At 35.4% G+C, this 26,023-nt stretch carries 38 protein-coding genes, 1 tRNA gene and 2 pseudogenes; 33 read left to right on the top strand and 8 right to left on the bottom strand.

Annotation, left to right across the window (positions count from 1 at the left end):
- Nucleotides 1–8: 8 nt before the first annotated feature.
- The 6 genes and pseudogenes from RSTT_RS05935 to RSTT_RS06990 all read right to left on the bottom strand — a co-directional run.
- Nucleotides 9–167, bottom strand: a complete 159-nt coding sequence (locus RSTT_RS05935; protein WP_231941935.1) for a hypothetical protein — start codon at nucleotides 165–167, stop codon at nucleotides 9–11.
- Between the two features lie 100 nt (nucleotides 168–267).
- Entirely contained in the window at nucleotides 268–471 is a 204-nt protein-coding gene (locus tag RSTT_RS04265; protein WP_096525785.1) for a hypothetical protein, read from the bottom strand.
- 427 nt (nucleotides 472–898) lie between these two features.
- Nucleotides 899–1,018, bottom strand: a pseudogene (locus RSTT_RS06885) (DUF805 domain-containing protein); the annotation flags it as partial.
- 573 nt (nucleotides 1,019–1,591) lie between these two features.
- Nucleotides 1,592–1,858 (bottom strand): hypothetical protein, encoded by a 267-nt coding sequence (locus RSTT_RS04260; protein ID WP_096525784.1) that lies wholly within the window; start codon nucleotides 1,856–1,858, stop codon nucleotides 1,592–1,594.
- Nucleotides 1,859–1,873: 15 nt separating this feature from the next.
- Nucleotides 1,874–2,299 (bottom strand): hypothetical protein, encoded by a 426-nt coding sequence (locus RSTT_RS04255; protein ID WP_096525783.1) that lies wholly within the window; start codon nucleotides 2,297–2,299, stop codon nucleotides 1,874–1,876.
- Between the two features lie 77 nt (nucleotides 2,300–2,376).
- Nucleotides 2,377–2,665, bottom strand: a pseudogene (locus tag RSTT_RS06990) (MATE family efflux transporter); the annotation flags it as partial.
- A gap of 238 nt (nucleotides 2,666–2,903) precedes the next feature.
- Here RSTT_RS06990 and RSTT_RS04245 point away from each other — a divergent pair.
- The 26 genes from RSTT_RS04245 to RSTT_RS06830 all read left to right on the top strand — a co-directional run bounded on the left by RSTT_RS04245 (nucleotide 2,904) and on the right by RSTT_RS06830 (nucleotide 18,514).
- A complete protein-coding gene (locus RSTT_RS04245; RefSeq protein ID WP_015423586.1) occupies nucleotides 2,904–3,569 on the top strand; it encodes an HD domain-containing protein in 666 nt (221 codons plus the stop codon).
- A gap of 431 nt (nucleotides 3,570–4,000) precedes the next feature.
- On the top strand, nucleotides 4,001–4,315 hold the full coding sequence (locus RSTT_RS07230; protein ID WP_442861937.1) for a rolling circle replication-associated protein: 315 nt from the start codon (nucleotides 4,001–4,003) through the stop codon (nucleotides 4,313–4,315).
- A 168-nt stretch (nucleotides 4,316–4,483) separates the two neighbouring features.
- Complete coding sequence (locus RSTT_RS04235) at nucleotides 4,484–4,789, top strand: hypothetical protein (RefSeq protein ID WP_096525370.1); 306 nt, start codon at nucleotides 4,484–4,486, stop codon at nucleotides 4,787–4,789.
- 335 nt (nucleotides 4,790–5,124) lie between these two features.
- The gene (locus tag RSTT_RS04230; protein ID WP_149030041.1) at nucleotides 5,125–5,622 is read left to right on the top strand and encodes a hypothetical protein; all 498 of its coding nucleotides are present in this window, start codon (nucleotides 5,125–5,127) and stop codon (nucleotides 5,620–5,622) included.
- Nucleotides 5,623–6,137: 515 nt separating this feature from the next.
- Nucleotides 6,138–6,359 carry a hypothetical protein gene (locus RSTT_RS04225; RefSeq protein WP_096525780.1) on the top strand — a complete coding sequence of 74 codons (222 nt, stop codon included), beginning with the start codon at nucleotides 6,138–6,140 and terminating at the stop codon, nucleotides 6,357–6,359.
- A 67-nt stretch (nucleotides 6,360–6,426) separates the two neighbouring features.
- On the top strand, nucleotides 6,427–6,570 hold the full coding sequence (locus RSTT_RS06210) for a hypothetical protein (RefSeq protein ID WP_172412862.1): 144 nt from the start codon (nucleotides 6,427–6,429) through the stop codon (nucleotides 6,568–6,570).
- 30 nt (nucleotides 6,571–6,600) lie between these two features.
- Nucleotides 6,601–6,960, top strand: coding sequence for a 3'-5' exonuclease (locus RSTT_RS04220; protein WP_096525779.1), 360 nt, complete (start codon nucleotides 6,601–6,603; stop codon nucleotides 6,958–6,960).
- The gene (locus tag RSTT_RS04215) at nucleotides 6,957–7,334 is read left to right on the top strand and encodes a hypothetical protein (RefSeq protein ID WP_096525778.1); all 378 of its coding nucleotides are present in this window, start codon (nucleotides 6,957–6,959) and stop codon (nucleotides 7,332–7,334) included. The genes RSTT_RS04220 and RSTT_RS04215 overlap by 4 nt, the downstream gene beginning before the upstream one ends.
- Nucleotides 7,309–7,473, top strand: a complete 165-nt coding sequence (locus RSTT_RS06205; protein WP_158302825.1) for a hypothetical protein — start codon at nucleotides 7,309–7,311, stop codon at nucleotides 7,471–7,473. Before RSTT_RS04215 ends, RSTT_RS06205 begins: the two co-directional genes overlap by 26 nt.
- Before the next feature lie 11 nt (nucleotides 7,474–7,484).
- A complete protein-coding gene (locus tag RSTT_RS06985; RefSeq protein WP_095558861.1) occupies nucleotides 7,485–7,595 on the top strand; it encodes a 3'-5' exonuclease in 111 nt (36 codons plus the stop codon).
- Between the two features lie 142 nt (nucleotides 7,596–7,737).
- Nucleotides 7,738–7,896: a hypothetical protein gene (locus RSTT_RS07100; protein ID WP_369698030.1), complete on the top strand. Its 159-nt coding sequence runs from the start codon at nucleotides 7,738–7,740 to the stop codon at nucleotides 7,894–7,896.
- Nucleotide 7,897: 1 nt separating this feature from the next.
- The gene (yajC, locus tag RSTT_RS04205; protein WP_015423583.1) at nucleotides 7,898–8,287 is read left to right on the top strand and encodes a preprotein translocase subunit YajC; all 390 of its coding nucleotides are present in this window, start codon (nucleotides 7,898–7,900) and stop codon (nucleotides 8,285–8,287) included.
- 55 nt (nucleotides 8,288–8,342) lie between these two features.
- Nucleotides 8,343–9,026: an HD domain-containing protein gene (locus RSTT_RS04200; RefSeq protein ID WP_095558990.1), complete on the top strand. Its 684-nt coding sequence runs from the start codon at nucleotides 8,343–8,345 to the stop codon at nucleotides 9,024–9,026.
- Nucleotides 9,027–10,454 (top strand): protein translocase subunit SecD, encoded by a 1,428-nt coding sequence (gene secD, locus RSTT_RS04195; RefSeq protein ID WP_096525777.1) that lies wholly within the window; start codon nucleotides 9,027–9,029, stop codon nucleotides 10,452–10,454. It abuts the gene before it with no gap.
- Between the two features lie 12 nt (nucleotides 10,455–10,466).
- Nucleotides 10,467–11,399, top strand: a complete 933-nt coding sequence (gene secF, locus RSTT_RS04190; protein WP_015423580.1) for a protein translocase subunit SecF — start codon at nucleotides 10,467–10,469, stop codon at nucleotides 11,397–11,399.
- A complete protein-coding gene (locus RSTT_RS04185) occupies nucleotides 11,399–11,971 on the top strand; it encodes a hypothetical protein (RefSeq protein ID WP_096525776.1) in 573 nt (190 codons plus the stop codon). The genes secF and RSTT_RS04185 overlap by 1 nt, the downstream gene beginning before the upstream one ends.
- Nucleotides 11,972–12,266: 295 nt before the next feature.
- Nucleotides 12,267–12,506 carry a glycosyltransferase N-terminal domain-containing protein gene (locus tag RSTT_RS07095; RefSeq protein ID WP_172412861.1) on the top strand — a complete coding sequence of 80 codons (240 nt, stop codon included), beginning with the start codon at nucleotides 12,267–12,269 and terminating at the stop codon, nucleotides 12,504–12,506.
- The gene (locus RSTT_RS07090; protein ID WP_096525774.1) at nucleotides 12,460–12,579 is read left to right on the top strand and encodes a glycosyltransferase N-terminal domain-containing protein; all 120 of its coding nucleotides are present in this window, start codon (nucleotides 12,460–12,462) and stop codon (nucleotides 12,577–12,579) included. The genes RSTT_RS07095 and RSTT_RS07090 overlap by 47 nt, the downstream gene beginning before the upstream one ends.
- Nucleotides 12,566–13,000 carry a hypothetical protein gene (locus RSTT_RS04170; protein ID WP_096525773.1) on the top strand — a complete coding sequence of 145 codons (435 nt, stop codon included), beginning with the start codon at nucleotides 12,566–12,568 and terminating at the stop codon, nucleotides 12,998–13,000. Before RSTT_RS07090 ends, RSTT_RS04170 begins: the two co-directional genes overlap by 14 nt.
- A 291-nt stretch (nucleotides 13,001–13,291) precedes the next feature.
- A complete protein-coding gene (locus RSTT_RS04165) occupies nucleotides 13,292–13,846 on the top strand; it encodes a lysophospholipid acyltransferase family protein (RefSeq protein ID WP_096525772.1) in 555 nt (184 codons plus the stop codon).
- 12 nt (nucleotides 13,847–13,858) lie between these two features.
- A complete protein-coding gene (locus RSTT_RS06200) occupies nucleotides 13,859–14,083 on the top strand; it encodes a glycosyltransferase family 9 protein (RefSeq protein ID WP_096525771.1) in 225 nt (74 codons plus the stop codon).
- Nucleotides 13,993–14,505, top strand: coding sequence for a glycosyltransferase family 9 protein (locus tag RSTT_RS06195; protein ID WP_331712794.1), 513 nt, complete (start codon nucleotides 13,993–13,995; stop codon nucleotides 14,503–14,505). The genes RSTT_RS06200 and RSTT_RS06195 overlap by 91 nt, the downstream gene beginning before the upstream one ends.
- Nucleotides 14,493–14,711 carry a glycosyltransferase family 9 protein gene (locus RSTT_RS04150; RefSeq protein ID WP_096525769.1) on the top strand — a complete coding sequence of 73 codons (219 nt, stop codon included), beginning with the start codon at nucleotides 14,493–14,495 and terminating at the stop codon, nucleotides 14,709–14,711. The genes RSTT_RS06195 and RSTT_RS04150 overlap by 13 nt, the downstream gene beginning before the upstream one ends.
- A gap of 71 nt (nucleotides 14,712–14,782) precedes the next feature.
- Nucleotides 14,783–16,468, top strand: a complete 1,686-nt coding sequence (locus RSTT_RS04145) for a diphosphate--fructose-6-phosphate 1-phosphotransferase (protein ID WP_096525768.1) — start codon at nucleotides 14,783–14,785, stop codon at nucleotides 16,466–16,468.
- 616 nt (nucleotides 16,469–17,084) lie between these two features.
- Entirely contained in the window at nucleotides 17,085–17,381 is a 297-nt protein-coding gene (locus tag RSTT_RS04135) for a hypothetical protein (RefSeq protein ID WP_096525766.1), read from the top strand.
- A gap of 1,010 nt (nucleotides 17,382–18,391) precedes the next feature.
- Nucleotides 18,392–18,514, top strand: coding sequence for a hypothetical protein (locus RSTT_RS06830; RefSeq protein WP_269457756.1), 123 nt, complete (start codon nucleotides 18,392–18,394; stop codon nucleotides 18,512–18,514).
- Between the two features lie 1,223 nt (nucleotides 18,515–19,737).
- On the opposite strand, the gene RSTT_RS04130 is transcribed toward RSTT_RS06830, so the two are convergent.
- Together RSTT_RS04130 and RSTT_RS04120 are read right to left on the bottom strand one after the other, a co-directional pair.
- Entirely contained in the window at nucleotides 19,738–21,021 is a 1,284-nt protein-coding gene (locus tag RSTT_RS04130; RefSeq protein WP_096525765.1) for a homoserine dehydrogenase, read from the bottom strand.
- A 419-nt stretch (nucleotides 21,022–21,440) separates the two neighbouring features.
- Nucleotides 21,441–21,710, bottom strand: a complete 270-nt coding sequence (locus tag RSTT_RS04120; protein ID WP_096525763.1) for an HU family DNA-binding protein — start codon at nucleotides 21,708–21,710, stop codon at nucleotides 21,441–21,443.
- Nucleotides 21,711–21,866: 156 nt separating this feature from the next.
- Between RSTT_RS04120 and RSTT_RS04115 the strand changes: the two genes are divergently transcribed.
- The 7 genes from RSTT_RS04115 to RSTT_RS06575 all read left to right on the top strand — a co-directional run bounded on the left by RSTT_RS04115 (nucleotide 21,867) and on the right by RSTT_RS06575 (nucleotide 25,901).
- Nucleotides 21,867–21,939 (top strand) — tRNA-Ala (locus tag RSTT_RS04115).
- A gap of 762 nt (nucleotides 21,940–22,701) precedes the next feature.
- Entirely contained in the window at nucleotides 22,702–22,869 is a 168-nt protein-coding gene (locus tag RSTT_RS06190; protein ID WP_172412860.1) for a hypothetical protein, read from the top strand.
- A gap of 43 nt (nucleotides 22,870–22,912) precedes the next feature.
- Nucleotides 22,913–23,329 carry a secondary thiamine-phosphate synthase enzyme YjbQ gene (locus tag RSTT_RS04105; RefSeq protein WP_015423575.1) on the top strand — a complete coding sequence of 139 codons (417 nt, stop codon included), beginning with the start codon at nucleotides 22,913–22,915 and terminating at the stop codon, nucleotides 23,327–23,329.
- A 4-nt stretch (nucleotides 23,330–23,333) separates the two neighbouring features.
- A complete protein-coding gene (gene rsmD, locus RSTT_RS04100) occupies nucleotides 23,334–23,936 on the top strand; it encodes a 16S rRNA (guanine(966)-N(2))-methyltransferase RsmD (RefSeq protein WP_015423574.1) in 603 nt (200 codons plus the stop codon).
- Nucleotides 23,920–24,666: a RecB family exonuclease gene (locus tag RSTT_RS04095; RefSeq protein ID WP_096525761.1), complete on the top strand. Its 747-nt coding sequence runs from the start codon at nucleotides 23,920–23,922 to the stop codon at nucleotides 24,664–24,666. The genes rsmD and RSTT_RS04095 overlap by 17 nt, the downstream gene beginning before the upstream one ends.
- Before the next feature lie 60 nt (nucleotides 24,667–24,726).
- On the top strand, nucleotides 24,727–25,476 hold the full coding sequence (gene argB / locus RSTT_RS04090) for an acetylglutamate kinase (protein WP_096525760.1): 750 nt from the start codon (nucleotides 24,727–24,729) through the stop codon (nucleotides 25,474–25,476).
- Between the two features lie 119 nt (nucleotides 25,477–25,595).
- On the top strand, nucleotides 25,596–25,901 hold the full coding sequence (locus tag RSTT_RS06575) for a DNA methyltransferase (RefSeq protein WP_197701988.1): 306 nt from the start codon (nucleotides 25,596–25,598) through the stop codon (nucleotides 25,899–25,901).
- Nucleotides 25,902–26,023 lie beyond the last annotated feature (122 nt).

Raw genomic sequence — 26,023 nt, 5'->3', positions numbered from 1 at the left:
CCTTAAAACTATTTTAGGTATACTTGAATAGTTTCCCTATTAGCTTCATATTCTTTTATACGCATTTTAATTTGTGGGATAACATTATTCATTCTTTGTATCTCTTCTTTTTGAGTTTTAATAAGCTCTAGCGTTTTCTGTTTATTTTCTACTATTCCTGCGTCCACAATGTACTGGTTGTAGTCTATAAGCGCCATATCGTAGTAAATAAGTGATTGAGAAGCAGTTATGGCTGCCTTACTACATTTTATTTTTGCTTCAACCCAATTATCTAGTTTGCTTCAACTTGTCGTAGGATATTCCTTTTGCAGAAGCTAATTCGTACTTCAACTTCAACATCTTTTCCATATTTTGGATACGTTCAAACTCTGAATAGTTTTTATCATATTCTTTGGATGCAATGTTAACCTTAAATTCATATTCATCTGCAGTTGCAAGTTTTTTATTGTTATGATGTTTTTTTAGCAGCATATATACCGCCTGATACTGCCGCTTTTGTAATCAAACCGCCAATTCCAGCCTCTGCCTCTGCACAAACATCAACAACATTACTCCAATTTTCTTAATCATTTCAATCTCCTTTTTTTTATTCCCAAATTTTTAAATTTTATCACGAGCAGGAAAAATTGGAGATTAAACCTGCCCGCTGTATAAATTATTTTTTTCAGCAAACCACAAACATTTGATATAAATCTAACCATCAGTAAGAATAACCCAACAAAGGCAACAACATCAACTATTCTAATGTGCGCTCGATTAACAAAGTCATAAAAAAGATAACTTCTAACAAACAAAAGTAAAAAACATTTTAGCGACTAAGTCCAAAAAATTTATAGATTTATTTAACATTTCTTTTATCCCCTTTTTTTGTTGTGTTAACTTATGCTATTTCCAGAAATTATGACATAGCGTCTCTTTTGCCGAAAAGCAACATTGCCGCCATCACAACATTCAGCGCAGGCACTGCAAGTAAAACGCACCACCAGCCCCTTGCGCCCAAATCGTGGCACCTGCCAACAGAGACAACTACGACTAATGCCGACTATAATGCTAAAAGGCAAAGGGGGTATCCCTGAATGATATACATAACACAACGACCAAACAAAACTAGCTGGCAACACCGTAAATGCATATTGCTTACGATTAATATGCCAGTTATAACTATTTGCATCCCATCCGCCTTTTTTCAATTCCATTTTTAATTTTCTTTTTTTTTGCTGAATATAAAAGGGATAGTAGGGCTTTCGTGTTTAAGCTACGCCGCTATCCCTTTCTGTAGTACTAACATTTTAGTATTCTTTTACGTTCATATCTTCTACGATATTAAGCGTGCAGTCGACTTTGTATACAATATCATAGGATAGGCAGCGCCTATTTTTTCTAAAGCTTTTGATATTCCTTTTAAAAAATCTACTGTGTAGCCTCATTTATCAAAACTAGGATAATGTCCATCTTTAAAAAGTTGCTTTTCTAACTTCATATTCTGTTCTTTTGTCAGTCTCATTTTTCCTGCCCTCTGTGTTTTTACTTATTATCTAGATGTTCATTAACAGCCTTAAGATAATAGATATATGCTGTTTCGTACTCGGTATCATATGAGTTTATATGAAATATTACCCATTTGATTGTAAGGCAGTATTACAATGCTGTCATATTGTTTCAGTTTGTTCTCTGTGTCTACAAGCTCATTTTTACGCTCGATTAGCTCTTTCTCTGCCTCTGCTCTTTTTTCGTCTGAAAACATATTAGGTCTTCCCACAATAAACTCTAAATCTCTGACTTTAAAATCAAGATTATCTTTTTTAATCAGCAATTCGCCTTTTTCAATACGTTTATTTATCCAACAAGAAGTCGCCAAAGGATTTTTCTTTACTTAATCCTCAAGTCTCAATCTCATTTCTGCTTCAAGTTGTTCCCCAAAATTGCCGTCCCAAAAAGTACTAGTCATTAGATGTATCATTGAGAAATCCGTTGTAAACGCTTCTTTTAACCTGTATAGCAAAGACGATTTAAGCGGCGGAAGCTTACGTGCTATTTTATTGTATTTCTCGCTGAATTTTTCTATAAACAAGCCTTCTGGCATAGTTTTTAAGTTGCCCAAACTTTCTTTTAATAATTCCGTTGAAGTACAAATATCAACATTCTTAACTTTTGCAACAACTTCTGGATTAACATTTTGTATTTCTTTAGCTGGCGGAATTTCAGCGGTAGGTTTTATTCCAGTAAATCTATCTAGTTTCCCGCACCCTGATACTGCTACAACCAAACATACTGCTCCTGCCTTTAAAAAACTTTTCATTTTATTCCTCCTCGCTTTTTGCCGTTATTGAAGGTGATACCCACGTGGTTTTTATATAATTATTGTACTGTATTGGATATCACATTCCCGATGATATAATTTGTCGCAACGTAATCTTTTTGTCCAAGTCTAAGCGACATTAAGAGTAGCAGCTCCGATACCTATCAGAGAACCGAACGTCGCCGATAAGTTCATAATAGGAAAAGTGGTCGCAAGACCGGATAAAGCTATAGCTCCCCGATGCCGTAACCTATAAAAATACTATCGGTTATTTTGTATAGCGATAGTCGCGGGAATCGCATATTCTATTAACAGTTTACCTATATCCATAGTGCCTAGAGTAAGCAAAACTCTTCCTTTTTTCATATTTTTGGAATTCCTGAAAAAAATAAATTGGTTCAATCTATCTTAACATTTTAATAAGAACGGAGTATTTTTGCATATTGGCTATTTATTGCATCGAATTAAATTAGATATTTGTCCGTAACATTGCGGTTTTAAACTAAACTAAAAGACTTTAAGAGACGGTTTTTTCTCGTTTTTGCCTTTCAGCGGGCTGCATTAATTAAAGATAATGCATATTAGGATTTGATATAATATTTAAATGGATGAGATATTAACTTTTGAAGAAATAAAAAATAACCTTGAGATACGGACATATTTTGAATTTATGGACAAAACATTTGCTCTTATGGGATATAAAGAGCATGGCAGAGGTCATGCTTTGTACGCCGCTGAAATTGCCGAGCGGATTTTGAAATATTTAGGCTACAGCAAAAGAGAACAGGAACTTGCTAAAATTGCTTCTTATATTCACGATATGGGCAATTTGGTTTCAAAATATGGACATGATCAAAGCAGCTCAATAATGTTTTTAAATGTTATTGGAGATAACAGATATAATGAAGATATTTTTGCTATAGCAAGCGCTGTAGGTTGTCATGAAGATAAGACTGTGGATCCGGTGTCGGCGATTGCTGCCGCTCTTGTTCTCGGAGATAAAACAGATGTGCGCCGCGAGAGAATAAGGGCTGAAGATTTGTATTATGTCTATAAACATTCTCGTATCATTGCCGCCTGTCAAAAAGTTGATGTTGTTATAAATAAAGAAGAGATGACTATCGGATTGCGGATAAAAATCGACGCCACAATATGTTCGGTTATGGACTATTTTGAAATATTTATGTCAAGGACAAATTTCTGCAGAAGAGCAAGCAGCGTTTTAAACTGTAATTTTGAATTGTATATTAATGAGGATAAGTTTCTGTAATGGAATATGGTTCTTACCAACTTATAAAAAAATCCCCTGAACTCAGAGCAAGGCGCGGAAGAGTTTGTGCTGTGTTATTGACACTCCGGTTTTTATGCCTGTGGGAACGCAAGGTTAGGTGTTAAAATGAGACCTAAATCTCGCAATGGCACTGCAGTGCCAGAAGTTTACGTTCGTTGTAATCATTGCCTTGGTTGCCTTAAGGACAAAGCACAAGAACTTAGTCAGCGTATGTCTGACGAAGCTGTACATTTTACGGATAGCGGTTATGTAAATGCTTGTTGACTCTTACCTATGATAATAACAATTTGCCCATATTGCCTCAATACGGTAAGCGTTCAGATGAAATAAAAGAGCAGTTGAAAATATTAAAGTCTTATGGCAGGCGTTATGCCAAAAAAAGTTCTGTTTATAATCGGCATTCATATAATATGCTTCCTACTCATTTTGAACATCGTGCTAATCCTAACGAGTATTGCTGTGGTTGTGAACATAATGAGCTTGTACGTGAATTGAATAAATATTCTACGTTTCGTAAACTTGACGTCCAGACATTTATTAAGGATTTGCGTGATTATCTTAGTTATCATAGAAATTTAAAGATTAGGTGCTTTTATTGCGGTGAATACGGAAATATATTGGATAGACCGCATTATCATATCACTGTATATGGGCTTAGCGCTGGCTATAGCCCTAAAACTATATCTAGAATAACTAAAGATTATAACAAGTGGGGTTATTTTTGATAATATGAAGTCTTTGTCAATGGCTAAATATGATTATTATTTTTTGAAAAAGCAACAAGCTCAATGGAATTCTACAAATGAATTGCTCCAAAAAATTTGGAAATACGGTGAAGTTCGCAAACTTTGTGATTGTACGTCTAAAGGCTGTTTTAATTATGCTGCAAATATATGTTGAAGCAGGCGAGAATTAATTATCGTAAAACTTTGGTTGAAGCAAAAGGCAGAGTTGCAACAGCTAAAAAAGATAAGATTTTAATTATGTGTGATAAGAATGGCAGGCTCGCGCCTTTTAGGCAATATTCAAAAGCATTAGGATTAGGCTTTAATCGTGAGTTTCCTGCTTCTGTTGTCGCTTCTGCTGATGTTTTTACTAATGCGGCTACTGCTGGTTCTGTTGGTCTTGTTGATGGTTGGAGTACTAATTTTGCTAAGATTGGTATCTGTAGGATTGGTTTAAAAAAATCCAGATGTTAAGGGAAAAGAAGCCGTTGAGAAAGTCCGTTTTAATGAAGCTCTGGAGCGTAATGCCGAAATTGTACAAAAATTAAATGAGGATTTAATGCGTAAAAATAATTATGATATTAATGACTGATTTTTATTATATCGCTTGCCGTTAGTTGTTTTCTGTTTAGCTTACAGAGGGAACCCACTGACGGTAAGGGTTTGAGATGTATAAAAATGCAGTAATATTATTGTAAAAAATATATTTAATTAATTTAAAAAGGTGGATAATTATGGTAAGAGTGTTGCTGTCTTTATTAACTGTTTTTTCGTTGGTTCTTCTTTCCAGTTGTGGTAAAAAATAAACATTGTTAAACACTGCAGTATTGCCGTCGGCTGAAAAGACTATGGTTGAAGTGGATATTAATACATTGAAAAAGATGGACGACGATGTTTCAAAATGTTATGAGGATAAAGAAAAAAAGACGGACTCTGTTTGGGACAATGCTGTAGGTTATATAACGGGATTCGTTGTTGTGTTTAACATTTTCTCTGTATTGCAGGAACAAATTAATCGAGCCAATCAAGAAGCAGTCGGACGAGTTCCTTTGCAGGTTCAGCTAGAAAACGAACAAAGAGCGCGTATTGCTTGGGCTGAAGTGAATGCTAGAGACAGGGCTAATTATGAAAAAGGACTTCTTAAGCGGAATGCGTATTTGAATCTCCAAGTTGATGGTTTGAATAACGAAATTGTTGGTTTAAAACACGTTAGTGATTTATATAGGCAAGACTTTAATAGGTCGCATTATGAGAATACGCAATTAAGGCTTGAGAATGCTAGATTGAGAATGGCGATGGATGATTGACGACGGTTTTTGAGGAATAGATGTATGACGAAAGTTGTTGTTAGAGTAAAATTCCGTAAAAAATAAAAAGTAGTAAACGTTAGCAGGATATAGAATGCGAAGCATAAGAGGAGCGAAGCTCCGTGCCTGTCGTTGTTGTTAAGTGAAACGAAGTTTCGCTCTTTAAATGTAAGTTGTTGTCGTTGTTTGTTGTTGTTATGTAATATTAGAACTTTTATATGAAAGAATTTGTATTTAGTTTAGTTGATTAATTATGTTGTTGTTGCCCCTGCTATATTGGATATTAGATACTATGTTTATAAAAAAATGTTGTTGCTGTTGTTGTTTGGTTGTTATTGCAATGTTGTTGTTAATCTTGTTTTTTGTCTTGTGTTGTTATTCTTTGGCGCACTCTTGAGGCTGTCTAGTAGAAGTAGCGGTATCCCCGCTTAATTTATTTAAAGGAGTGCTTTTCTTGAAACAATTATTATTTGATTTTGATGAGATTTATAAACAAATAGCGGTACGACGGCGAAATGCACGGCAATATGCGTATTACTGGTCTTGGCGTTCTTAAAAAATATGTTAAACCTTTGTTCCAATTAGTTGCCCAGTTGTCGGATTGTCCTTCTTGCAATACGAAGCAAATATGCGGTTGGTTAAATATTGTTAAAACTGAAAATCAAGAAATTAAACGATTATATGAGACAGTTCGTTCAGATATACAAAAGCTTAATTCTCGTCTTGACCAAATGTAATCGGCGTTATTGGCGATTAATCAAACTGTTGTAGAGTTTAAGGATGGTTTAAGTTAAGGTATATAAAATGAGTGATTTAAGTCATATTTTAAAAGATATGAATGAAGAGAAGCTATCACAACAGATAAAGGCTCCTATATTGTTTATGCTGGCGCAAGGAACAGGCAAAACTACAGTTATTGCCAGACGTTTTGCGTACTTTATTGTCTAAAGGTATTCCGCCTCAAAAACTGTTAAACAGTTGTACCTTACTTATAATTATCGTTCTGCTCCTGTAGTCCTTGAACACGCCAATCAATTAATACAATGTAATCCTAACAGGTTGTCTAAACCGCTTGAAGCAGTTTCTGACGGAAGAAGCTTATCTGACTTGCAGTTATATCAAACAGACACTCCCGAAAAAAATATTATAGATATTATTAAATCCGATAATTTGTATAAAAATTATGCAATATTAGCTCGCACGAATAATCTTATTGGCAAGGAAAGTAAGATTAAACAGGCTCTTAAATCTGAAAATATTCCGTATGTAATTAAGTCTGCTGACAGTTTGTATGCTAGACCAGAAGTCAAAGATGTTATCGCTTATTTTGATTTTTGATTGACACAAAAAATGATTTGGCTGTTGAACGTTTATTGACTAGAAATGTTAAGCTGTTTGGAGAAGCCTCTCTTAAAAAGCTTAGAAGCTATGCCGAGATTGCTAGCGTATCTATTTATGAAGCGTTATCCAATATCAAAAATATGTCTTTTGGTAAATTAACAAATGTTCTTTGTACTAGATTGTCAAATTATTATTCTGTTCTTACTGACTATTTAAATAAATGTTCTGATATGAAAGAGCTTACCGCTGTTTGTGATTATATTTTGTTTAAGTTATTTCACGGATATGCTCTTAAAGATGTAGATTATCAAGGTAAAAGCTCTGGAGTTTACGAGCAGACACGTAATGATGCTCTTGAGGAAGGTGCGTAAAGGTATTGTTTTATATATTGCTGCTTTTGGCGACGAAAGCGTACAAGGCTGGTTAGATTATGTACAGGATATGACTACAGAGGATACTTTTGCCGATATAGGCAATAAAGTTTTGCGTTTCATTCTGCTAAGGGCTTAGAGTTTGATACAGTGTTTATCGTAGGTGCTGAAAATGGGCGCACACCGCTTATTTATCACGGCGAAATTAAAAATGAACCAGAGGAACGCAACTTGTTTTATGTCGCAATGACTAGCCTTTGACCAGAATGTACGTTAGAAATTCAGAGCGAAGCTCCGTGCCTGTCGTTGTTGTTAAGTGAAACGAAGTTTCGCTCTTTAAATGCAAGTCGGTGTCGTTTCTTTTCTGCTTTTTCTTTTAGAAAAAATCTGGACTTAGGAAACTTTGTATTTAAGTCTTTTGTCTTTACATAATACTTATTTTATGGTAGGCTTAATATTAAAAATAAGAAAGTCATTGGGAAATGGTGCTTTTTTAAGTCAAAAAAAGAATTTTTTGAGAAATACTATTCAAGAAACTTATATTCGGAAAAATGAGGTTTAAAATGGGGAAATTTGTTAATTTATTTATATTTTTGCTGGCAATCATTTCAATGCCGTCGTTATCGTTTGCACAGCCACTTTCCGAGGGATTGTCTTCTTTTGGCGGATTGATGCCGCTGATTCTTATATTTGTTTTTTTCTATCTATTTTTGTTAAGACCACAGCAGAAGAAAGCTAAAAAGCACCGTGATTTATTAAATTCTTTGAAAAAAGACGACAGGATTATTACCGGCGGCGGTTTATATGCTACGGTAAATGCTGTAAAAGGAAACACTGTTGAAGCAAGAATTTCAGACGGAGTTTATGTTCAGATTGTGAAACAACTGATTTCTGCTGTTATAACAAAGGAAGATGAAGAATCGGCGAAAATACCTGAGATAGTTAAGAAGTAAAGTAGGATTTTAGTCGGACTCGGAATGATGAATACTGTGCCCGATGGTTAAAATAATGGATGATAAAAATAAGTATTCAAATATAGTCCTTAAAGACATAAAGAAAAACCCAATAGTCAATGCGTTTATTAAGTCCGCTAACGATTATTTGGGAACAATTGGTTATACCGAACATGGCGTCAGGCATGTAAAGCTGGTTGCTTCTATAGCTGAAAACGTTTTGTTATATCTCGATTATTCGAAAAGACTTCAGGAACTTGCGGGAATAGCTGGTTATATGCACGATATAGGCAATGTTGTAAATAGGAAAGATCATGGGCAGTCTGCCGCGCTTGTAGCTATGAGATTGCTCAAAGATATGGGTATGACACCTGAAGAAACAGCATTGATAATTTCAGCGGTAGGAAACCACGAAGAAGAAACAGGAGATCCCGTAAATCCTGTGGCGGCTGCCTTAATTTTAGCTGATAAATCTGACGTGCATAAAACAAGAGTTAGAAATCCTGATATTTCAAAATATGATATACACGACAGAGTGAATTCTGCCGTAGAAAAATCTTTTTTGAAAGTTCTTAAAGATAAAAAGGTTATATCGCTTCAGCTTACCATTGATACGCAGATATCAAAAGTTATGGAGTACTTTGAGATTTTTATGTCGAGAATGCTTATGTGTAGGAGGGCTGCTGATTTTTTGGATTGTGCGTTTGAGTTAATAATAAATGAGAGGAAATTACTCTGAATGAAAATTAACTGGAAATTGTTGATAACTGTTACATTATTGGCTTTTTCGGTCTGGGCTTTGTGGCCGTCGCTTAAGTTTGCGTTAATGTCTGATGAGAAAAAAGAGCAGTCGGAGAAAGAGAGAGATCCTGTTTTGGGTAGGACTTTAAAATTAGGTTTGGATTTAAAAGGCGGAACGTATCTTCTTTTGGAAACTGATACGTCGCATCTGAATGGGGCTGTAAAAGTTAAAGATGCGGTTAGCAGGGCGATAGAAATTATCAGAAACAGAATTGATCAGTTCGGTGTGACGGAACCTATGATTGCAAAACAGGGAGATAAGTGGATAGTAATACAGCTTCCGGGCATTAAAGATCCTAAGGTCGCAAAGGATTTAATAGGTAAAACCGCATTGCTTGAGTTTAGAATAGTAAATACAAGCGAAGAAGCAAGGCAGGTCCTTGATTTGATTTATGAGAAAAGAATTACGCCCGTGCAGTACAGAGAAAATTCATCGGCATATCCAGATATCAAAGCCGTTATGCCGGAAGGCGCATCGGTTTTTGAGAGTAGAAGTAATATGGACTATTACGTTTTAGATAAAGCTCTTTTGACGGGTGCCGCTCTTGCAAACGCGAAAGTTGAATTCGGTGGAGAGTACGGACAAATGATGGTTTCGATAGAGTTCAATAGAGATGGCGGGAAAATATTTGAATATATCACTGAAAGAAACATAGGAAAGAGCCTTGCTATAGTTCTTGATGGCATTGTACAGTCTGCTCCTGTAATCCGAACAAGAATTTCTAGGGGGGAAAGAGCGAGTATTGAGGGTAATTTTAACTCTGAAGATGCAAAAGTTCTTGCAGCCGTATTAAGGGCAGGCGCTCTTCCGGTTCCAGTTAGATTAATAGAAGAAAGAACGGTCGGACCGTCACTTGGAGATGATTCGATAAAGAAAGGTTTTATGTCGTCTCTTATCGGCATTGTATTAGTTTTTCTTTTTATGTTTATATATTATCGTTCTTCGGGATTGATTGCGGATGTTGCGCTCTCTTTAAATTTAATAATACTTATGGCTATAATGGCATATTTAAAGTTTACTCTCACGCTTCCGGGCGTGGCAGGTATAGCACTTACTCTTGCTATGTCCGTTGACGCAAATGTGCTTATATTAGAAAGAATAAGAGAAGAAATTGCTGTTGGAAAAACTGCAAAAATGGCAGTGGATGCGGGTTATCAGAAAGTCTTTTGGACTATTTTTGATGCAAATTTTACGACTCTTATAGCCGCGGTTTTTCTGTTTCAGTTTGGGGCAGGTCCTATAAAAGGTTTTGCCGTCACTCTTTCAATAGGTCTTATCGTAAGTATGTTTACTGCCGTAACGGTGACAAAACTTATATATGAGTTTTTGTTCAAAAAAAATCTATTATTAAAAATAAAAATATGATCGGAGGTCAGAATGCGGTTTTTTAGGTCCGTAGATATAGATTTTATCGGAAACCGTTACAAGTTTTTTACGATTTCTGGATTACTGTTGTTATTGACTGTAGGAGCTTTTATTTACAGGGGCGGACTAAATTACGGCATTGATTTTACCGGTGGTATTCTTATGCGGATTTCTTTCCAGAACGAAGTTGGATTGCAGGATGTACGCATAGCTGTGGAAGAAAGCGGAATAAATTCTTTTGAACTTCAGAGTTCCGGCAATCTTGTTATGATAAGAATAAAGAAAGATCTTGAAGCTCAGGAAGAATTTGAGACTTTGATTAAAAGTTCGATACAGTTGAGATTTCCGGATAATCCGGTTAAAATTGAAGGGATTGAATACATAGGTCCTACCGTTGGCGAATATCTTTCAAAGCAGGCTGTATACGCGTTTTTGTTTGCGTTTCTGGTTATGATTGTCTATGTCGCATTCAGATTTAAATCTAGTTTATGGGGTATTGTATCTGTTGTGGGGATTATTCATGATATTGTCATTTCTCTTGGTTTTGTGATTCTTGCCAACAAAGAAATCAATATAACGATCGTTGCCGCTCTTCTTACGGTTGTCGGTTATTCAATTAATGATACTATAGTTTTATTTGACAGGATAAAAGAAAATTTAAAACTTCTTGTAAAAGAAGATTTTGTAGCGGTAATCAATAAGAGCATAAATGAGGTTCTTGTCAGAACCATTGTTACTTCGCTGACTGTGTTTATCGTGGCATGTTCGCTCTTTTTCTTCGGTGGCGAAGTCATGCATACTTTTGCATATATAATGATAATAGGTACGGTGCTTGGAGTGTTTTCTACAATATTTGTCTGCGCTCCGCTTATTTGCGAATGGAGAATAAAAACAAATAAACGTTTGAAAATCGCCATAAAGCAGGACGGTGTTCGTTCAAAGTAATGCGAAAAATAAAAAATTTTAGAATAAATTTGCGCATAAAAGAAATTTTGGGCATAATCAAAAAACTTGTAAATGTCGTTGAACTGTCTATAGAAGTTGAAGAAGCAGTTCGGCGGTGTTGTCGTTTTTATTCCAGATTTCTAGTTCCGTCTGCGGTTTATGAAACTTTTTCAAAAGAAATGCTTCCTTTTGTCTTCGAAAAAGACGTACCTTCAAAATGGATCGCCGAAAGTGTTTTTTTTGTAACTATAGGAGGCGATCTTTATGAAGAATATAAGAAAGATGAAGGAACTTTCGGTGAGCATACCGGAAAAATCATTTCCGCGGTAGCTGTTGACGCTTTAGAACAGTCAAAAAATTTTATACGAAGACTCATTTCAAGTGAAGCACAGGAAGAAAACTGTGAAATTTCAAGAAATGTTGACATTCCGCCGCTCTTATATGAAACGACGACAGGGTGTATTCCGGCTGGCAAAATAGGCATAAGTGTAGAAGACGGAAAGCTGAATCCTCGATATTCGGAATGCGGATTATTTTATTGGATACCTTCTAAGAAAAAAACAAAAAAATAGGAGTTAAAAATGAAAGTACAAACGCTTTGAAACGCAAAAATTTGAGTTATGACGATGCCGTTATGTAAGTATCTTTATTTTAAGATATGATAACAAAAAAATGATATTTTTTTTGTTCTGTTTTTACCTTTAATTACAGTTCTTGTTCTTCTCAGCAATAAATACAGAAAAGAATTTTTTTATAGACTGTCCGAACGTCTTGCTGTTTATAAACCTTTGAATAAAAGATCAAAAACAATTCTTTGGATATACACTGTGTGCTTCGTTTGGAGAAATACGAGCCGTAGAGCCTGTTTTGGACGGTTTTGAAGGTAAATATTACATTGTTTTGACGTCAACTACAAAAAGCGGCAGAGAATATGCGCAAAAATTGCCGAAAGTGGATTTTGTCGCTTTGCTTCCTTTAGACATTTATCTTTTTATGCGTAGGGCGTTGATATTATCAAGCCGGATATACTGGTGCTTGTTGAAACTGAATTGTGGGAACTATGCTTTATACTGTTGCGCGCAAAAATATAAAAGTTGTTACAATTAACGGAAGAATGTCCGACAAATCGTTTGAAGGTTATAAGAAATTAAAATTTTTCTGGTCTTGTGGGATTAATTGATGTTGTTATTGCAAGGAGTAACGACGATGCAGGCAGATTTGCGTTTTTAACGGATGAAAAAAGTAAAATTGTCGTTGCTGGAAATATAAAATACGACAGGGATTTTATATTGAATTCCAAAAGAGAATATTTCTCTTTAATCGGAGAAGATTTTGTTTTTACTGTCGGTAGTATAAGAGAAGGGGAAGAAGAAATTATTTCGGACGTTTATAATAAAATAAAGTCCAGTTCCGGTAGGATTAAATTCTTTCTTGCTCCCAGACATCTTTCAAGAGTAAAAGGCATAATGAAAATTCTTGAAGATAAATGTATTAAATATCCGTTGTTTTCCAGCGGCGATTTCAGGAATAAATTTATTTTAGTCGATGTTTTTAGAAAACTTCAGAGCATATATTCGGTTTCAGACGTATGTTATGTGTGAGATTCCATTGTAAATAAGGGTGGGCAGACCCCCCCCCCCATAGAGTCTGCGGCGTACGCTAAATCTGTTTTATTCGGCAAAAATGCGGATAACTTTAAAGCCGAATCTGAAATTCTTATAAAGTACGACGGGGCTTTAATTGTTGAAAATGTCTGTGATTTAGCTTATAAGATAAGAAAATTTATGTCTGATAAAAAGTTTCTTGAAAATATCGGATGCAATGCTTTAAAAGCTGTTAAGTCGCAGAACGGTGCCGTATCTTTTACGGTGAAAAAATAAAAGAAAATTTAAATGCATAGCGAAAATTTGATAAAAATTATCGTGTTTATATGCCGTATTATAGATAAAACTTTGAGAAAAACATCTTTAAACGATACTTTTTATTATCCAAAACCTTCAGTTTATTCTTTCTGGCACGGAAATCAGTTTCCGATGATGTTGTCTAACCAAAAAAGTAGTATAGTTATTATGGTAAGCTGCTCAAAAGACGGAGAGATTTTGTCTCGGATTTTACGGAAATTCGGTTATTTGACTGTCAGAGGATCGTCAAGCAAAGGCGGGGGGAAGAGCGATGATAGAAATTATAAGATATGCGCGCCCCGCAGGGGATGCAGTTTTGCTTTTGCGGCAGATGGTCCAAGAGGGCTTTATCATATACTTAAATCTGGAGTTGTATATGCCGCGCAGAAAACGGGTATGCCGCTACTACCCATAAGTTGCTCGCCAAAAAATAAAATCGTAATTAATAAATCGTGGGATAAAGCGGTAATACCGCTGCCTTTTTCTAAAATGGTGCAGATTTCCGGCGAACCGGTTTATATCAGCAGTGAAGACAGTATTGAATAGAAAACGGTTCTAGTGGAAGAAAGGTTAAACAAACTGTTTGAGTTTACGGATAAATATTACTGGAATAAAAATATTTTAAAATATTTGGAATATCATACGGCTCCGAAAATTTTAATTGTTCAGCCCAGCAGAATAGGCGATATAATATTTTCTCTGCCTGTTCTCTCGGCAATAAAAAAAAGATATCCGGATGCGAGATTAGCTGGATTGTCGATGATAGATGCGTTGAAATTTTAAACGGCAGTCCTTTTCTCGAAAATATTTTTATCTGGGGCAAAAGACAAATCTCTTTTAAGTATTATAAAAATCTGAGACAGCGACTGAGAGGACAAAAATTTGATTTGAGCATAGATTTACACGGGCTTGCTAAATCGGCGATGCTTGTCGAACTTGCCGGTGCAAAATTTAAGATAGCGTCGTCTTCTATAAATGGGATGAAAGAGTTTTCATGCGAATTTCTAACCGATTTCAATTCATTAAGATTATTGAGTATTCCGGTCGGCAATTTAAATAGCGTCAGAAAGTGGTTTGAAGAAAATAATCTTAATGTTTTGAGAACAATTGCCGTTTCGGTCGACGCAAGCAGAAAAAGGCAGGATAAATGTTTGGAAAGAAACAAATGGATTGAAGTAATAGATATGATATATTGTCGGACATAGGCTTTGACTGTGTTCTTCCCGGTGCTATGCATTTGGCTGCTGCCGTAGGGACGAAGTGTGTAGGTGTATTTGATTATACGGATCCGCTTCAAATAGGACCTGCGCCTTTAGAAAGACATGTAATAATAAAGAAAAATGATATTTCGCAAAAGTTATGCCGGAAAGATATTGTTTCAAAAATTATAGCGCAGTACGGGGGCCGTTGAACACAAGTGATGCATTTTTGTGTTATATATGACGATAGCTCCCCTGTGATAAAAATCGGAGGATGTAAAAGATGGCATGGAAATCAGTAGATGTTTCAGAACTTCAGATTGAAAGAAGGAAATTTGAGCCGGTTCTGCCGGATATACTAAAGAATGGAGCGACTTCTGTAAAACCTGTTGAGGGAAAGATTACGCAGTCTGTAGCGGATCGGTCTAAAATAAAAGAGATTTTTAAAAATATCTACGGTTTGCCTGAAATTACGTTTAAAAAAGGCACAAATAATGCTATTGCAGAGAAAGCCGTAAAAGTTGCCGTAGTTTTTTCGGGAGGACAGGCTCCGGGAGGGCATAACGTAATAGCAGGTCTTTTTGATGGATTAAAAATAGCAAATAGTAAAAACACTTTAATAGGTTATTTCGGAGGTCCTTCGGGAATTTTGGAAAATAAATATAAAGTGATTTCCGAAAAACTGTTGTGCAAGTACAGAAATACGGGCGGTTTTGATTTTATACAGTCGGGGAGAACAAAAATTGAAACATCTGAGCAGTTTTGCTTGACGAAAGACAATCTTTTAATGTCCAACGTAGATGCGTTGGTAGTTGTCGGTGGAGACGACTCAAATACTAATGCCGCCATGATAGCAGAATACTTAAAAAAAGAAAAATTGGATAAATGCGTTATAGGCGTTCCCAAAACTATTGATGGTGATTTAAAAAATAAATATATTGAAACTTCGTTTGGTTTTGATACAGCGACAAAAATTTATTCGGAACTTGTCGGAAATATCTGCAGAGATGTAAATTCCGCGCAGAAATACTGGCATTTTATCCGTCTCATGGGCAGAAGCGCTTCCCATATTGCGTTGGAAGTCGGGTTTAAAACACAGCCTAATATTGTTTTAGTAGGAGAAGAGATTTTAGAAAAGAAGCTGAGGATTGTCAAAGTTGTTGAAAATATCGTTGATGTTATAGTCAAACGTTCGCAGGCTGGTAAAAATTTCGGAGTTGTTTTAGTACCTGAAGGGCTTATAGAGTTTATACCTGAAATGAAAAAGCTTATTTCGACTCTTAATGATGCTTTGGCTGAAAATGCGAGTGTTGTCGCAGAGATTAATTCAGTGGCAGGTAAAAAAGAATTTATCTGCACTAAGCTTCCGGCGAAACTTTCCGATTTGATGAAGTCGCTTCCTTCAGGTATTGCTTCGCAGCTTATGTTAGACAGAGATCCTCACGGCAACGTTCAGGTATCGTTGATTGAAACGGAAAAACTTTTAATTGAAATGGTACATAAAAAGCTTTACGAATTGAAAAAAGAAAATAAATATGGGGGTAAATTCTCGGCTATTACGCACTTTTTCGGATATGAAGGACGTTGCGGAATTCCGTCAAATTTTGACGCAAATTATACTTATGCTTTGGGCTATAATGCGGCTGTTCTTGTGCTGAACGGACTTACGGGTTATTTGTCGTCTGTAAGAAATCTTGCAAGATCCCCGAAACAGTGGGAATGTGGCGGGATTCCTCTTACAATGATGATGAATATTGAAAAAAGACACGGTAAAGAAAAACCCGTCATACAAAAAGCTTTAGTTGATTTAAACGGCAAACCGTTTAAGGAATTTGTCAAAAACAGAGATAAATGGGCTCTAAGCGAAAGCTATATTTCCCCGGGACCAATACAGTATTTTGGACCTGCGGATATAACGGACATGACGACGAGAACGCTTAAATACGAGCAGTCTGGACTGCTAAAATAAAAAGAGATTTCTCTTTTTTAGTCCATATTTTATCTGTTTTATAGAAAAAAGCTATATTAACATGCTTAAATGAATTCAGCTCATTTTCAAGTTTTGTGCCAATGAAGTTGCTTTGTTAGGACTATTTGTCTGAGTTGATAGAAAACATTGATCGGTTTAAGGCAGTGTTAGATTTAAAAGAAGTGCAGGAGTATGTAATGGAAAAATTTATTTCAGGGTTTCTGATGTGATAGTAAGTATATTGTTAGGATAGATTGCTTGCGGAAAGAATAGAAAGAGACGCCCGAGACAGTTAGAAAACAGTTTGATAAACTGGGTTGTGCCGTGAATGTTGCTTTTGCCATAGAGAAAGTCTACACTGCATGTCCTGTTGGAATAGTGATACTCAGCGCACTAATTAGCTTTGGTATTATTTGTGTGGCGCATAAGACTACACCTCACATGAGTCGGAAAACCAAAAAGATGGCGTTTTTTGCGGTATGGCATTTCCTAAAAAAGAGGATTTGAAATGCCCTAAAAAAACCTGCGATAACCGATGAGGATATTTTTAAAAAAATAAGAAAAGCAAGTAATGATAACGGTTTTTCTTGCTCACAAGTAAAGTGAGGTGTATTTTATGAAAAAAGTTGTTGCAGGGTTAATGATGATTATGTTATCTGTTTCAAATTCTTTTTCGGGGGAAGTTGTAACCAAGAGTGAAAAGGCGGAGATTGTTGAATCAATTAATGTTCAGGATTTTAATCCTTATCCTGTTGAAGAAAGGATAAAAAAAGGCGCGCCGTATTTGATGTTAAAGTTTAAACATTGGTGCAAAATGTTGTTAGGTGCATTCACAGCTGGGGGGGGGGGGCTGCTGTTATTATTCTTTCGGAAACAGAGACAACTCCCGCTAAAATTGGCTGTGGATTATTGATTGTTGCTGGGGCTTTATTTTTTGGAAACGGGATTTATAACAGTATAAAGACCGACGTTTACAGATGGCACGATATTGGATTAAGTGGGTACTACACGTTGCTGCCTCGATTTACTGGATTAACTCTATTTGAATTCATATTTTTAGCAATTGCACCTGCTAATATATGCGTTTAAAATAATAATGGGGGATCTGCAACAGCGCTGGATTTCTTAAGGGACAAATGTTTGTCAATGTAGTTTATTGTGCCACCTAGTGATGATGAGTTGAAGCAGGCAAGAATTAATTATCGTAAAACTTTGGTTGAAGCAAAAGGCAGAGTAGCGACAGTCAAAAAAGATAAGATTTTAATTATGTGCTGTTGTTGCTTCTGCCGATGTTTTTACTAATGCAGCTGCTTCTGGTTCTATAAGAATATTTGCGATTTGTATCCGAACCGTCCCGGTTGGGGACTTGTCGGTCGTGAGCTTAAATCTGTTGTTATCCTTAGTTATTATCTTAAAGTGCTTCATAGTTCTAAAGCTGGACAAAAAAACATTGAGCGAATTGAGACGATTTTATAGTCTTTAAATATTGGTTTGCAAAAAATCCAAATGTCAAGGGAAAGGAAGTCGTTGAAAAAGTCCGCTTTAATTAATGCCGAATTTGTACAAAAATTAAATGAGGATTTAATGAATAAGGATTATTATGATATTAATGACTGATTGTTATTATTATCGCTTGCCGGTAACTGTTTTTTGTTTGCAGAGGGAATCCACACTGACGGCAGGGATTTAAGATGTATAGAAATGTAATAATATTATTGTAAAAAATATATTTAGTTAAAGAGGTAAAAAGTATGATTAAACGTTTTTTTGTTTTGGCTGTTTTGGTTGTTTTATCTGGTTGTGGTTCTAAGTCAATTGGAAACGTATCAGAGGAAATTTTATGAATTGTAATTTTAAAAGCGTTGTTGTTTTGGTTTTATGTTTGTGTTGGTTTTTTGTGAGTTGCGGGGTAAAAAGCAAACATTGTTAAATACCGTAATTACTTCAGAAAGCGAGCTTCTTACAAAAGCTTATGAAGCTATGCTCGGAGCACAATTAGAAACTGAAAGGCTTGAGCAGGCAGTACGTAATTTGGCAGGCACATAAAAAAAGAATTGATTGAAATACATTAGGAAAAGTTTTATGAATTATAGTTTTAAAGGTGCTGTTGTTAGTTAGAGTAAAATTCTATAAATGAACTAAAAAAATAAAAAGCAGTAAACGTTAGCAGGACAGAGAATGCGAAGCATAAGAGGAGCGAAGCTCCGTGCGTTGATTGTCGTTGAGTGAAGCGAAGTTTTACTCTTTAAAGGCAAGTTGTTGCCGTTGTTATTATGTAAATATTGTGCGTTAAGTGCAACAATGTATGTGGCTTCTTAAGTAAAGTACGCGCGTATGTAAAAAAATATATAAGCCAGTATATTGTACGGAACGCAAATGTATGTAATGTTAATATAGTTAATGAGAAAAAATGGTTTTTGATTTTATAAAAATCCGATTGTTTATGGAACGGATGAGGAAACCGAATATTCCCCAGAAAATCAGGAGTTGTCGGAACAACCGAACAACCCAAGAACTAGAGGAAAACTTTAATTTATAAAAGAAATCAGCAACAATGTTGTCTTTGTTAAAAAAACTTCAAAGATAAATATTTCAGAGGCAGCCGAGTTCAGTATATTTTTAATTCTGTTAGTCTATGACAATTATATCCGTTATATCTATATTGCTGTAAAATTATTATGATTCTCTCAAAAGAACTTAACACGACTGTTCTTTGCGGTTTCAATGCTTGTTTCATAGACAGCACGTTTTTCTTTATTTATTTTGATATTAATTATCATTTTCGTTTCCTCTTGAAAGAGGGAAGTTAAGGCAGCAAGATTTTACCAAGCAAGACCTTTATTATCCTCGTCCTTAAACGGGAAAGATTAAGCTCTTGAACAAACATTGCCACATATATTCATGATTCTTTTGCCCTCTCACTTTAGAAGAGGAGAAAAGATAACTCCGTGAAAATAGCTGTCTTATTTTTTTCTTTTATCCTCTCACTTGACTTGGAAGTGTGGTCAGCGTAAATACCTTAATATTGTTGTTCGTTTATACCGTCCACAGCTCTTGAAATAAAAATCATTAAAGTCCTCGTCAATTTCTTATTAAGAGTTTAAAATTAATCCGTCTGTCATTAAGAAGTTAGATATTTAAGGGATAAAGTCTACTCAATAGAACAGACAATATCCGGCAAATAATTCATGGAGAAAAAGTCTCTTCAAAATAACAAACAATAGTCATATTTTCTTAAACTTTTTATTGTAATAACTGTTCAGTTCAGCTCAAATTTCTATTTTAATTTTAACCGTTTTGGATTTTGTTATAGATTTTATAGCGTTAATGGCTTTTTCAATGTTTTCAGAATATGTTTCGTGCGTAATTATGCTAATTCTGCCGTAATTCTTTTTGCTTATATTAAATTGTGCAAGACTTCTTGCTATTGAGACTTTAAATTTGGACAAAATACCTGAAATTTTTGATAAAACGTCGGGTTTGTCTATGACCGTAAACTTTAAATAATAAGGTGCTTTACTCTTGCCTGCAGGAAGAATTTTGATTTTTTTCGTGCTGTCGTAAACCACGTCTGGAACAATGCCTGCGGTATTTGTAACGATAGATTTTGAAAGATTTATAATATCGGACACAACTGCACTTGCCGCCGGCAGCTGTCCCGCACCTTTTCCGTAAAATAAGACGTCGCCTGAATCTTTTCCCGTAATCATAATGGCGTTATATTCATTTTCAACTGTTGCAAAAGCATGCTCGTGGTTTACAAGGCATGGTTGTACGGACAAATCTATTCCGTCTTTTGTTTTCTGTGCAGAACCTATAAGTTTTACGTTATATCCGAAATCCTGCGTTATTAAAATGTCCTCAATATCCAAATCAGCAATACCCTTGATGACCGATATACTTTTAACTTTTACCCAGCTGCCCCAAGCAAGAGAAGCGAGTATTGCAAGTTTGTTTGCCGTGTCAATACCGTTGACATCAAAAGATGGGTCGGCTTCGGCATAGCCGGCTTTTTGGGCGCTTTTTAGAGCTTCTTCATAGGAAACACAGTGTTTTTTCATTTCGCTTAGAATAAAATTTGTAGTGCCGTTTAAAATGCCTTTAATTTCGAGTATTTCTTCGGAAGCAAGTCCCTCGCTTAGACCTTGCACCACCGGAATTACGCCGCCGACGGAAGCTTCGTAATATATTGATTTCTGGTAAATTTGCGCTGTTGTGAAAATCTGATCCCAATATTTTGCAAGTGCGGCTTTATTCGCGCTGACAACGTTTTTGCCCGCTTTTAAAGATTCTGTTATTATTGTTCTCGCAGGTTCGTATCCGCCGATAAGCTCAACAATCAAATCTATTTCAGGGTCTTTTATTATATCTTTGAAATTTTTGACGTGAAGTTCGGGTTTGTCTATGGGGTTTAAATCGCAGATTGATTTTATGCGTATAGGATTGCCGACTTTTCTTAGAACTATTTTTTTGTTTTCTTCTAATATTTTTACTACGCCTTTGCCTACTGTTCCGTATCCTATGAGACCTACATTGATATAATTTTTTTCCATGTCTTATCCTTGATATTTTTCAATTTTTATTTATTTTACGTACATCTTGTAATTTTTCTGAAGAGCAGAATGCCGTTGAGTATTTTATATGCTCTGCCTGAAACATTTTACATATCCTTTGCTGTATTTGCCGGAATTTATGCCGGACGAAACAAAAACTCCATTTTTTGCAAGTTTCAGAAGCTTTCATTAAATGGTCAAAAAGTTCTGTCTGGGGCTTTATGCTGTTTTGGGTTTACGCTCTCTGCTAAGGAAAAGACTTAGTTTCTCTCCTCACCGTGTTTACCATTGAAGTATCTTGCTGCTCGCTGGTTATAGCTTTTATTAATTTAGGTATCCGTATTGCCCGCGGATGTTTATGGTTTTTTGTAAATATATGTAAAACTGCAGTTTTTAGACAGTTCTGTGCTTATCATATTCTATATTATTTTTCTGAGAGTTGTAGTAGGCTTAAATGAAACCTTTTTCCCCGGCGGAATGAGAATCACTTCTTTAGTTTTAGGGTTTCTACCCTGTCTGGCTTTTCGGTTTTTTGCTCTAAAAGATCCAAGGCCAGATAAAGAAATCACTCCGTTGTTTTTTAAGGTAATCTGGATTACTTTAACCAAAGCTTTTATTGCTTTGTTTGAATCGCCTTGCGTTAATCCTGAAATGTCAGAAACCTGTTTAACGATATCAGGTTTTTTCATCAAATTAATGCCTCCAGCATCCACGCCGAAATAAATTCTATTTTTTCAAAAATATATTCATTTTATAATAAATTTCAATAAAAATGTCAATAATAATTATTGGATTTGACAATAATAATAGTCTTTCATTATAATCTACTTAATTAAATTAATAGCGGGGCTATAGCTCAGCTGGGAGAGCGCTTGCATGGCATGCAAGAGGTCAGGGGTTCAATCCCCCTTAGCTCCATATAAAGGTTATAGAAAGCTGAGGAATTTCGTCGTAGAAAAAATATAACTTATGACTATGTTTGGTAGAAGGGTGCTGGATTTTCAGAAAGGAATATAAGCAGAGGAGTGATCTCAAGAAGGTAGTAGTTTAGGCGGAATATTGATAATTTTTATAAAAGGAAAAAAGCCGTTGCTGTGTTTATGAGTTTTCCGCAGTTTTCCAAAGGGCATACTGTTATTTTTATCTGGTATTTTTTAAACAGTAAACAGCAAGATGTATGTAATTTCTAGGTATTATAAAGTACTTGAGAAACCAACTAGTCGGTTCTGTACATTCCCTATAAAAACAAACATCTCATTGTATCAGATTTTTCAAAGGGTGCTGACGTTTAGAAAGTAACAATCAGACTACCAACTGTGGACATTTTGATTTGGTTTAAAGAATAGTTGTCAAATGAAAAAGATAATATTTATGATGTTAGTTAGCAGGATTGGTAAGAGCGGAAGCACCAGTAGTAAAACAGAAAAATAAAGTTGAAGCAATCAGTATGACGGAGAGTCAGTTTAAGAGTGAAGCAAAACATTCTTTTAGAATAGGCAGAGTAAAATGGTTAGTTAAAGCAGCGACTGTCTTTCTAGGTGTCTTCATTGTATCAAAAATAAAAAATAGCGAGGCAAGGAAGGCTAATTTCATCAATTGCTTTGCTATGTGTTAAGCTCAAATTTGATGTGGCAAGATGGGAATAGACGGGTAAATCTGGATTAGTTCTTGTATCGCTGAATGTTTGCAGCATCAAAGATATTCCTAAAGGCACTGGATTATGGTTCTGAACAGCTAAACAGACTTATGGAAAGACTAGAGATAATTCTCGAAGATGAGGAAAACTCCAACAAAGAAATTGGAATAATGATAAGACTCGGCAAAATAAAGGGCATATATAGGACTTGACAAAGAAGTAAAAATTGGACAGACAACAAAGGAGGCAATATAAATGATTTATTCGGAGTACATTAACTGCGAGACTAAAGGTTATACTGATATTATTAATATAACAGATGACATCAAAAGAATTATCGCCCGTTCTGGAATTACGAACGGCATAGCTACTTTGGGTGTGACAAGTTCTACATCTGCTATTACGACTCTTGAGTTTGAGCCTGGACTTATTGCGGATTTCCGCAAGTCTCTTGAAATAGTTGCTCCTGTTGACGGTTTTTATGCCCATGACGAAAAATGGCATGACGGCAACGGTTTTTCTCATATACGATCTTCATTGATAGGCACATCAAAGACCATACCCGTTGTGTCAAAATCTCTGATGACGGGAACATGGCAGCAGGTGATTTTAGTGGACTTTGATAACAGACCGCGAAGCAGAAAAGTTTTCGTTCAAATTTTTGGAGAATAACCGAATGAGTTTGAAAGTTATAGCGGGTTCGGCTCGCGGAAGAATAATAAAAACTCTGCCTCATGATAATTTGTCCATACGACCTATGCTCGGCAGAATAAAAAAGTCAATTTTTGATATAATACAATTTAAGATTCCCTATTCTATTTTTATTGATTTGTTTGCAGGAGCGGGTTCGGTCGGAATTGAGGCTCTTTCGCGCGGCGCAAAAAAAGTGGTGTTTGCAGAGTTAAGCGATATTTCTCTGTCACTCATTAAACGCAACGTAAATATGCTGGGGTTTAATGACAAAGCGAAAATTGTTAAATGCGACATAATAAAAGATTTTGCCGTTTTGCAGGATAAATATGACATAATTTTTATGGGCCCCCCTTACAAAGACGAAAATAAAAAAGCGCTTGCGCTTACTTATCCTGTGTTAAGAAATGTAATGAGATACGATATTTTAAAAGATGACTCCATTCTAATAACGCAGAAACACATAAAAGAACCTGTCGGAAATCTTGTAGGACTTGAATGTTTTAGGACAGAGAAATATGGCGATACTATTATTTCTTTTTACAAGCATGCGAAATTGGAAAACATAAGAAATGAGACAGGATTTTAAGATAAGTTATTCAAGAGTAAATATGTATTTATTTTGTCCATATAAATACAAACTTATGTATTTAGATAATCTTCATATTCCGATTAATGCGGATATAACTTTCGGGCATATCATTCATAAAGCGCTGGAAAAATTTCATGTTGGAAAGGAACAGTCTTATGACATGTTATTTGAGTGTTATGATGATGCATGGAGAAATGACGGGTTTGCCGATCCGCAGCAGATATTTGAATATTATGAGTGCGGCAGACGTATGCTTGCAAGTTATTATAAATCTTTTAACGCATCAGATACAGAAGTTATATATGTTGAAAAAGCGTTTGATGCAAATATAGGAAAATACAAGTTTATAGGTATTATTGACAGAGTTGACAGATACCCTGACGGCAAATATGAAATTGTAGATTATAAAACCCATGCGAAAATATGGGAGCAGGAAAGAGTGGATAAAGATTTGCAGTTAAGTTTTTACGTATATGCGTGCAAAAACGTTTTTGGTTTTGATCCCGATAAAATATCGGTTTATTTTTTATCTGAAAATAAAAAGATTTATACAAAAAGATCTCAGAGCGAAATATCTGATGCGATAGATGTCGCGATAGAAACCGCAGAAAACGTAGCGGCTGAAAATTTTGATCCTGACGTTTCAAAATGTCATATGTGTGGTTTTAAGTTAAAATGCAAGTTTTCGGCTTATAAAAAAGCGTCTGCTGAATTATGTCCAGCTTAATTGACTCTCGTGACAAAGCTGCTGTTAAGAACTGGCAGAGTATTAAAATAGGTGGAAGAAATGAGTGAATTAACGGTGGTGAAATTTGGCGGAAGTTTGACTAAAAATCCGCAGGCACAGAACAAGTTTCTTGAAGAACTTACTTTAATTTCAAAAAGACAAAATATTATTTTGGTGCATGGCGGCGGACCTGAAATAAATGCGCTGCTTGAAAAATTTGCAATAACGAGCAGATTCGTAAACGGCTTAAGGTTTACTGATGCGGATACGCTGGGTGTTGTTGAGCTGGCCTTGAGCGGTAAAGTAAACAGAGTTTTGACTACAGGTCTTATAAAAAACGGCGCAAATGCCGTCGGAATATCAGGCAAAGACGGAAAAAGTGTAATATGCAGACAGGTTGAATACCTCGGCTTTGTCGGTGAACCGGTTAAAGTAAACAGAAAACTTATAGATATTTTAATAAAAGCCAGATTTTTACCGGTTATAGCTTCTATTGCCGCTGACGTTGAAGGCAACATTATGAATGTCAATGCTGACACTTTAGCCGCTTCAATAGCGGTGGCTTTTAAAGCGCAGAAACTCATATTTTTAACTGATGTTGCCGGAGTGTTTGATAAAAATAATAACATAATTAAAGAAATTAAAATAAAAGAAATAAACTCTTTAATAGAGGATAAAACCATAACCGGCGGAATGATACCAAAAATTAAAGGCTGTGCCGAATCCGTTAAAAAAGGTCTAAAAGAAGTATGGATAGCAGAGGGGATAAGCGGAATACAAAAAATAAAGGGAACAGTAATAAGGAAGTAAAAATAATAGAGAAATTGAGATAAATAATATATATCAGAGAGATTGTATTGAGCTTTTGAAAAAATATTGCCGATGAGTCTTTTGATTTAATTTTTGCAGATCCGCCGTATAATTTACAGTTGAAAGGATGCCTTTATCGTCCAAATCAAACAAAAGTTGCCGCTGTTTCGGATGAGTGGGATAAGTTTGAGTCAAAAGAGAAATATGATGAATTTTCAAATTTATGGCTTAAAGAATGTTATAGAGTTTTAAAGAAAAACGGAAGTTTTTGGGTTATAGGCATATATCATAATATTTTTAGAGTCGGTTCAATTATGCAAAATATAGGTTTTTGGATTTTGAATGATGTAATCTGGATTAAAACTAATCCAATGCCTAATTTCAAAGGTACAAGATTCAATAATGCTCATAAAACCTTAATATAGGCGACAAAGTCCGCTAAGTCTTGCTATACGCTTCATTATCATGTAATGAAAACAATGAATGATGATTTACAAATGCGTAGCGATTGGTTTATTCCAATATGAAATGGTAAGGAGAGAATTAA

Source organism: Candidatus Endomicrobiellum trichonymphae (assembly GCF_002355835.1).
Classification (GTDB): Bacteria; Elusimicrobiota; Endomicrobiia; order Endomicrobiales; family Endomicrobiaceae; genus Endomicrobiellum; species Endomicrobiellum trichonymphae.
Note: the sequence above shows the minus strand (reverse complement) of the source record. Positions and strands in the feature narration are given on the sequence as shown.

What these genes read in the sequence shown, in the direction of transcription:
- argB (WP_096525760.1), top strand. Translation starts at nt 24,727, where the DNA reads ATGAGTGAATTAACGGTGGTGAAATTTGGCGGAAGTTTGACTAAAAAT.
- rsmD (WP_015423574.1), top strand. Translation starts at nt 23,334, where the DNA reads ATGAGTTTGAAAGTTATAGCGGGTTCGGCTCGCGGAAGAATAATAAAA.
- RSTT_RS06210 (WP_172412862.1), top strand. Translation starts at nt 6,427, where the DNA reads ATGAGTGATTTAAGTCATATTTTAAAAGATATGAATGAAGAGAAGCTA.
- RSTT_RS04130 (WP_096525765.1), bottom strand. Translation starts at nt 21,021, where the DNA reads ATGGAAAAAAATTATATCAATGTAGGTCTCATAGGATACGGAACAGTA.
- RSTT_RS07230 (WP_442861937.1), top strand. Translation starts at nt 4,001, where the DNA reads ATGCTTCCTACTCATTTTGAACATCGTGCTAATCCTAACGAGTATTGC.
- secF (WP_015423580.1), top strand. Translation starts at nt 10,467, where the DNA reads ATGCGGTTTTTTAGGTCCGTAGATATAGATTTTATCGGAAACCGTTAC.
- RSTT_RS04245 (WP_015423586.1), top strand. Translation starts at nt 2,904, where the DNA reads ATGGATGAGATATTAACTTTTGAAGAAATAAAAAATAACCTTGAGATA.
- RSTT_RS04135 (WP_096525766.1), top strand. Translation starts at nt 17,085, where the DNA reads ATGAAAAAAGTTGTTGCAGGGTTAATGATGATTATGTTATCTGTTTCA.
- RSTT_RS04235 (WP_096525370.1), top strand. Translation starts at nt 4,484, where the DNA reads ATGTTGAAGCAGGCGAGAATTAATTATCGTAAAACTTTGGTTGAAGCA.
- RSTT_RS07090 (WP_096525774.1), top strand. Translation starts at nt 12,460, where the DNA reads ATGCTTTATACTGTTGCGCGCAAAAATATAAAAGTTGTTACAATTAAC.
- RSTT_RS04265 (WP_096525785.1), bottom strand. Translation starts at nt 471, where the DNA reads ATGCTGCTAAAAAAACATCATAACAATAAAAAACTTGCAACTGCAGAT.
- RSTT_RS04225 (WP_096525780.1), top strand. Translation starts at nt 6,138, where the DNA reads ATGCACGGCAATATGCGTATTACTGGTCTTGGCGTTCTTAAAAAATAT.
- secD (WP_096525777.1), top strand. Translation starts at nt 9,027, where the DNA reads ATGAAAATTAACTGGAAATTGTTGATAACTGTTACATTATTGGCTTTT.
- RSTT_RS06190 (WP_172412860.1), top strand. Translation starts at nt 22,702, where the DNA reads ATGTTTGCAGCATCAAAGATATTCCTAAAGGCACTGGATTATGGTTCT.
- RSTT_RS04185 (WP_096525776.1), top strand. Translation starts at nt 11,399, where the DNA reads ATGCGAAAAATAAAAAATTTTAGAATAAATTTGCGCATAAAAGAAATT.
- RSTT_RS04200 (WP_095558990.1), top strand. Translation starts at nt 8,343, where the DNA reads ATGGATGATAAAAATAAGTATTCAAATATAGTCCTTAAAGACATAAAG.
- RSTT_RS04120 (WP_096525763.1), bottom strand. Translation starts at nt 21,710, where the DNA reads ATGAAAAAACCTGATATCGTTAAACAGGTTTCTGACATTTCAGGATTA.
- RSTT_RS06205 (WP_158302825.1), top strand. Translation starts at nt 7,309, where the DNA reads ATGATGCTCTTGAGGAAGGTGCGTAAAGGTATTGTTTTATATATTGCT.
- RSTT_RS04145 (WP_096525768.1), top strand. Translation starts at nt 14,783, where the DNA reads ATGGCATGGAAATCAGTAGATGTTTCAGAACTTCAGATTGAAAGAAGG.
- RSTT_RS04165 (WP_096525772.1), top strand. Translation starts at nt 13,292, where the DNA reads ATGCATAGCGAAAATTTGATAAAAATTATCGTGTTTATATGCCGTATT.
- RSTT_RS04105 (WP_015423575.1), top strand. Translation starts at nt 22,913, where the DNA reads ATGATTTATTCGGAGTACATTAACTGCGAGACTAAAGGTTATACTGAT.
- RSTT_RS04095 (WP_096525761.1), top strand. Translation starts at nt 23,920, where the DNA reads ATGAGACAGGATTTTAAGATAAGTTATTCAAGAGTAAATATGTATTTA.
- RSTT_RS04255 (WP_096525783.1), bottom strand. Translation starts at nt 2,299, where the DNA reads ATGAAAAGTTTTTTAAAGGCAGGAGCAGTATGTTTGGTTGTAGCAGTA.
- yajC (WP_015423583.1), top strand. Translation starts at nt 7,898, where the DNA reads ATGGGGAAATTTGTTAATTTATTTATATTTTTGCTGGCAATCATTTCA.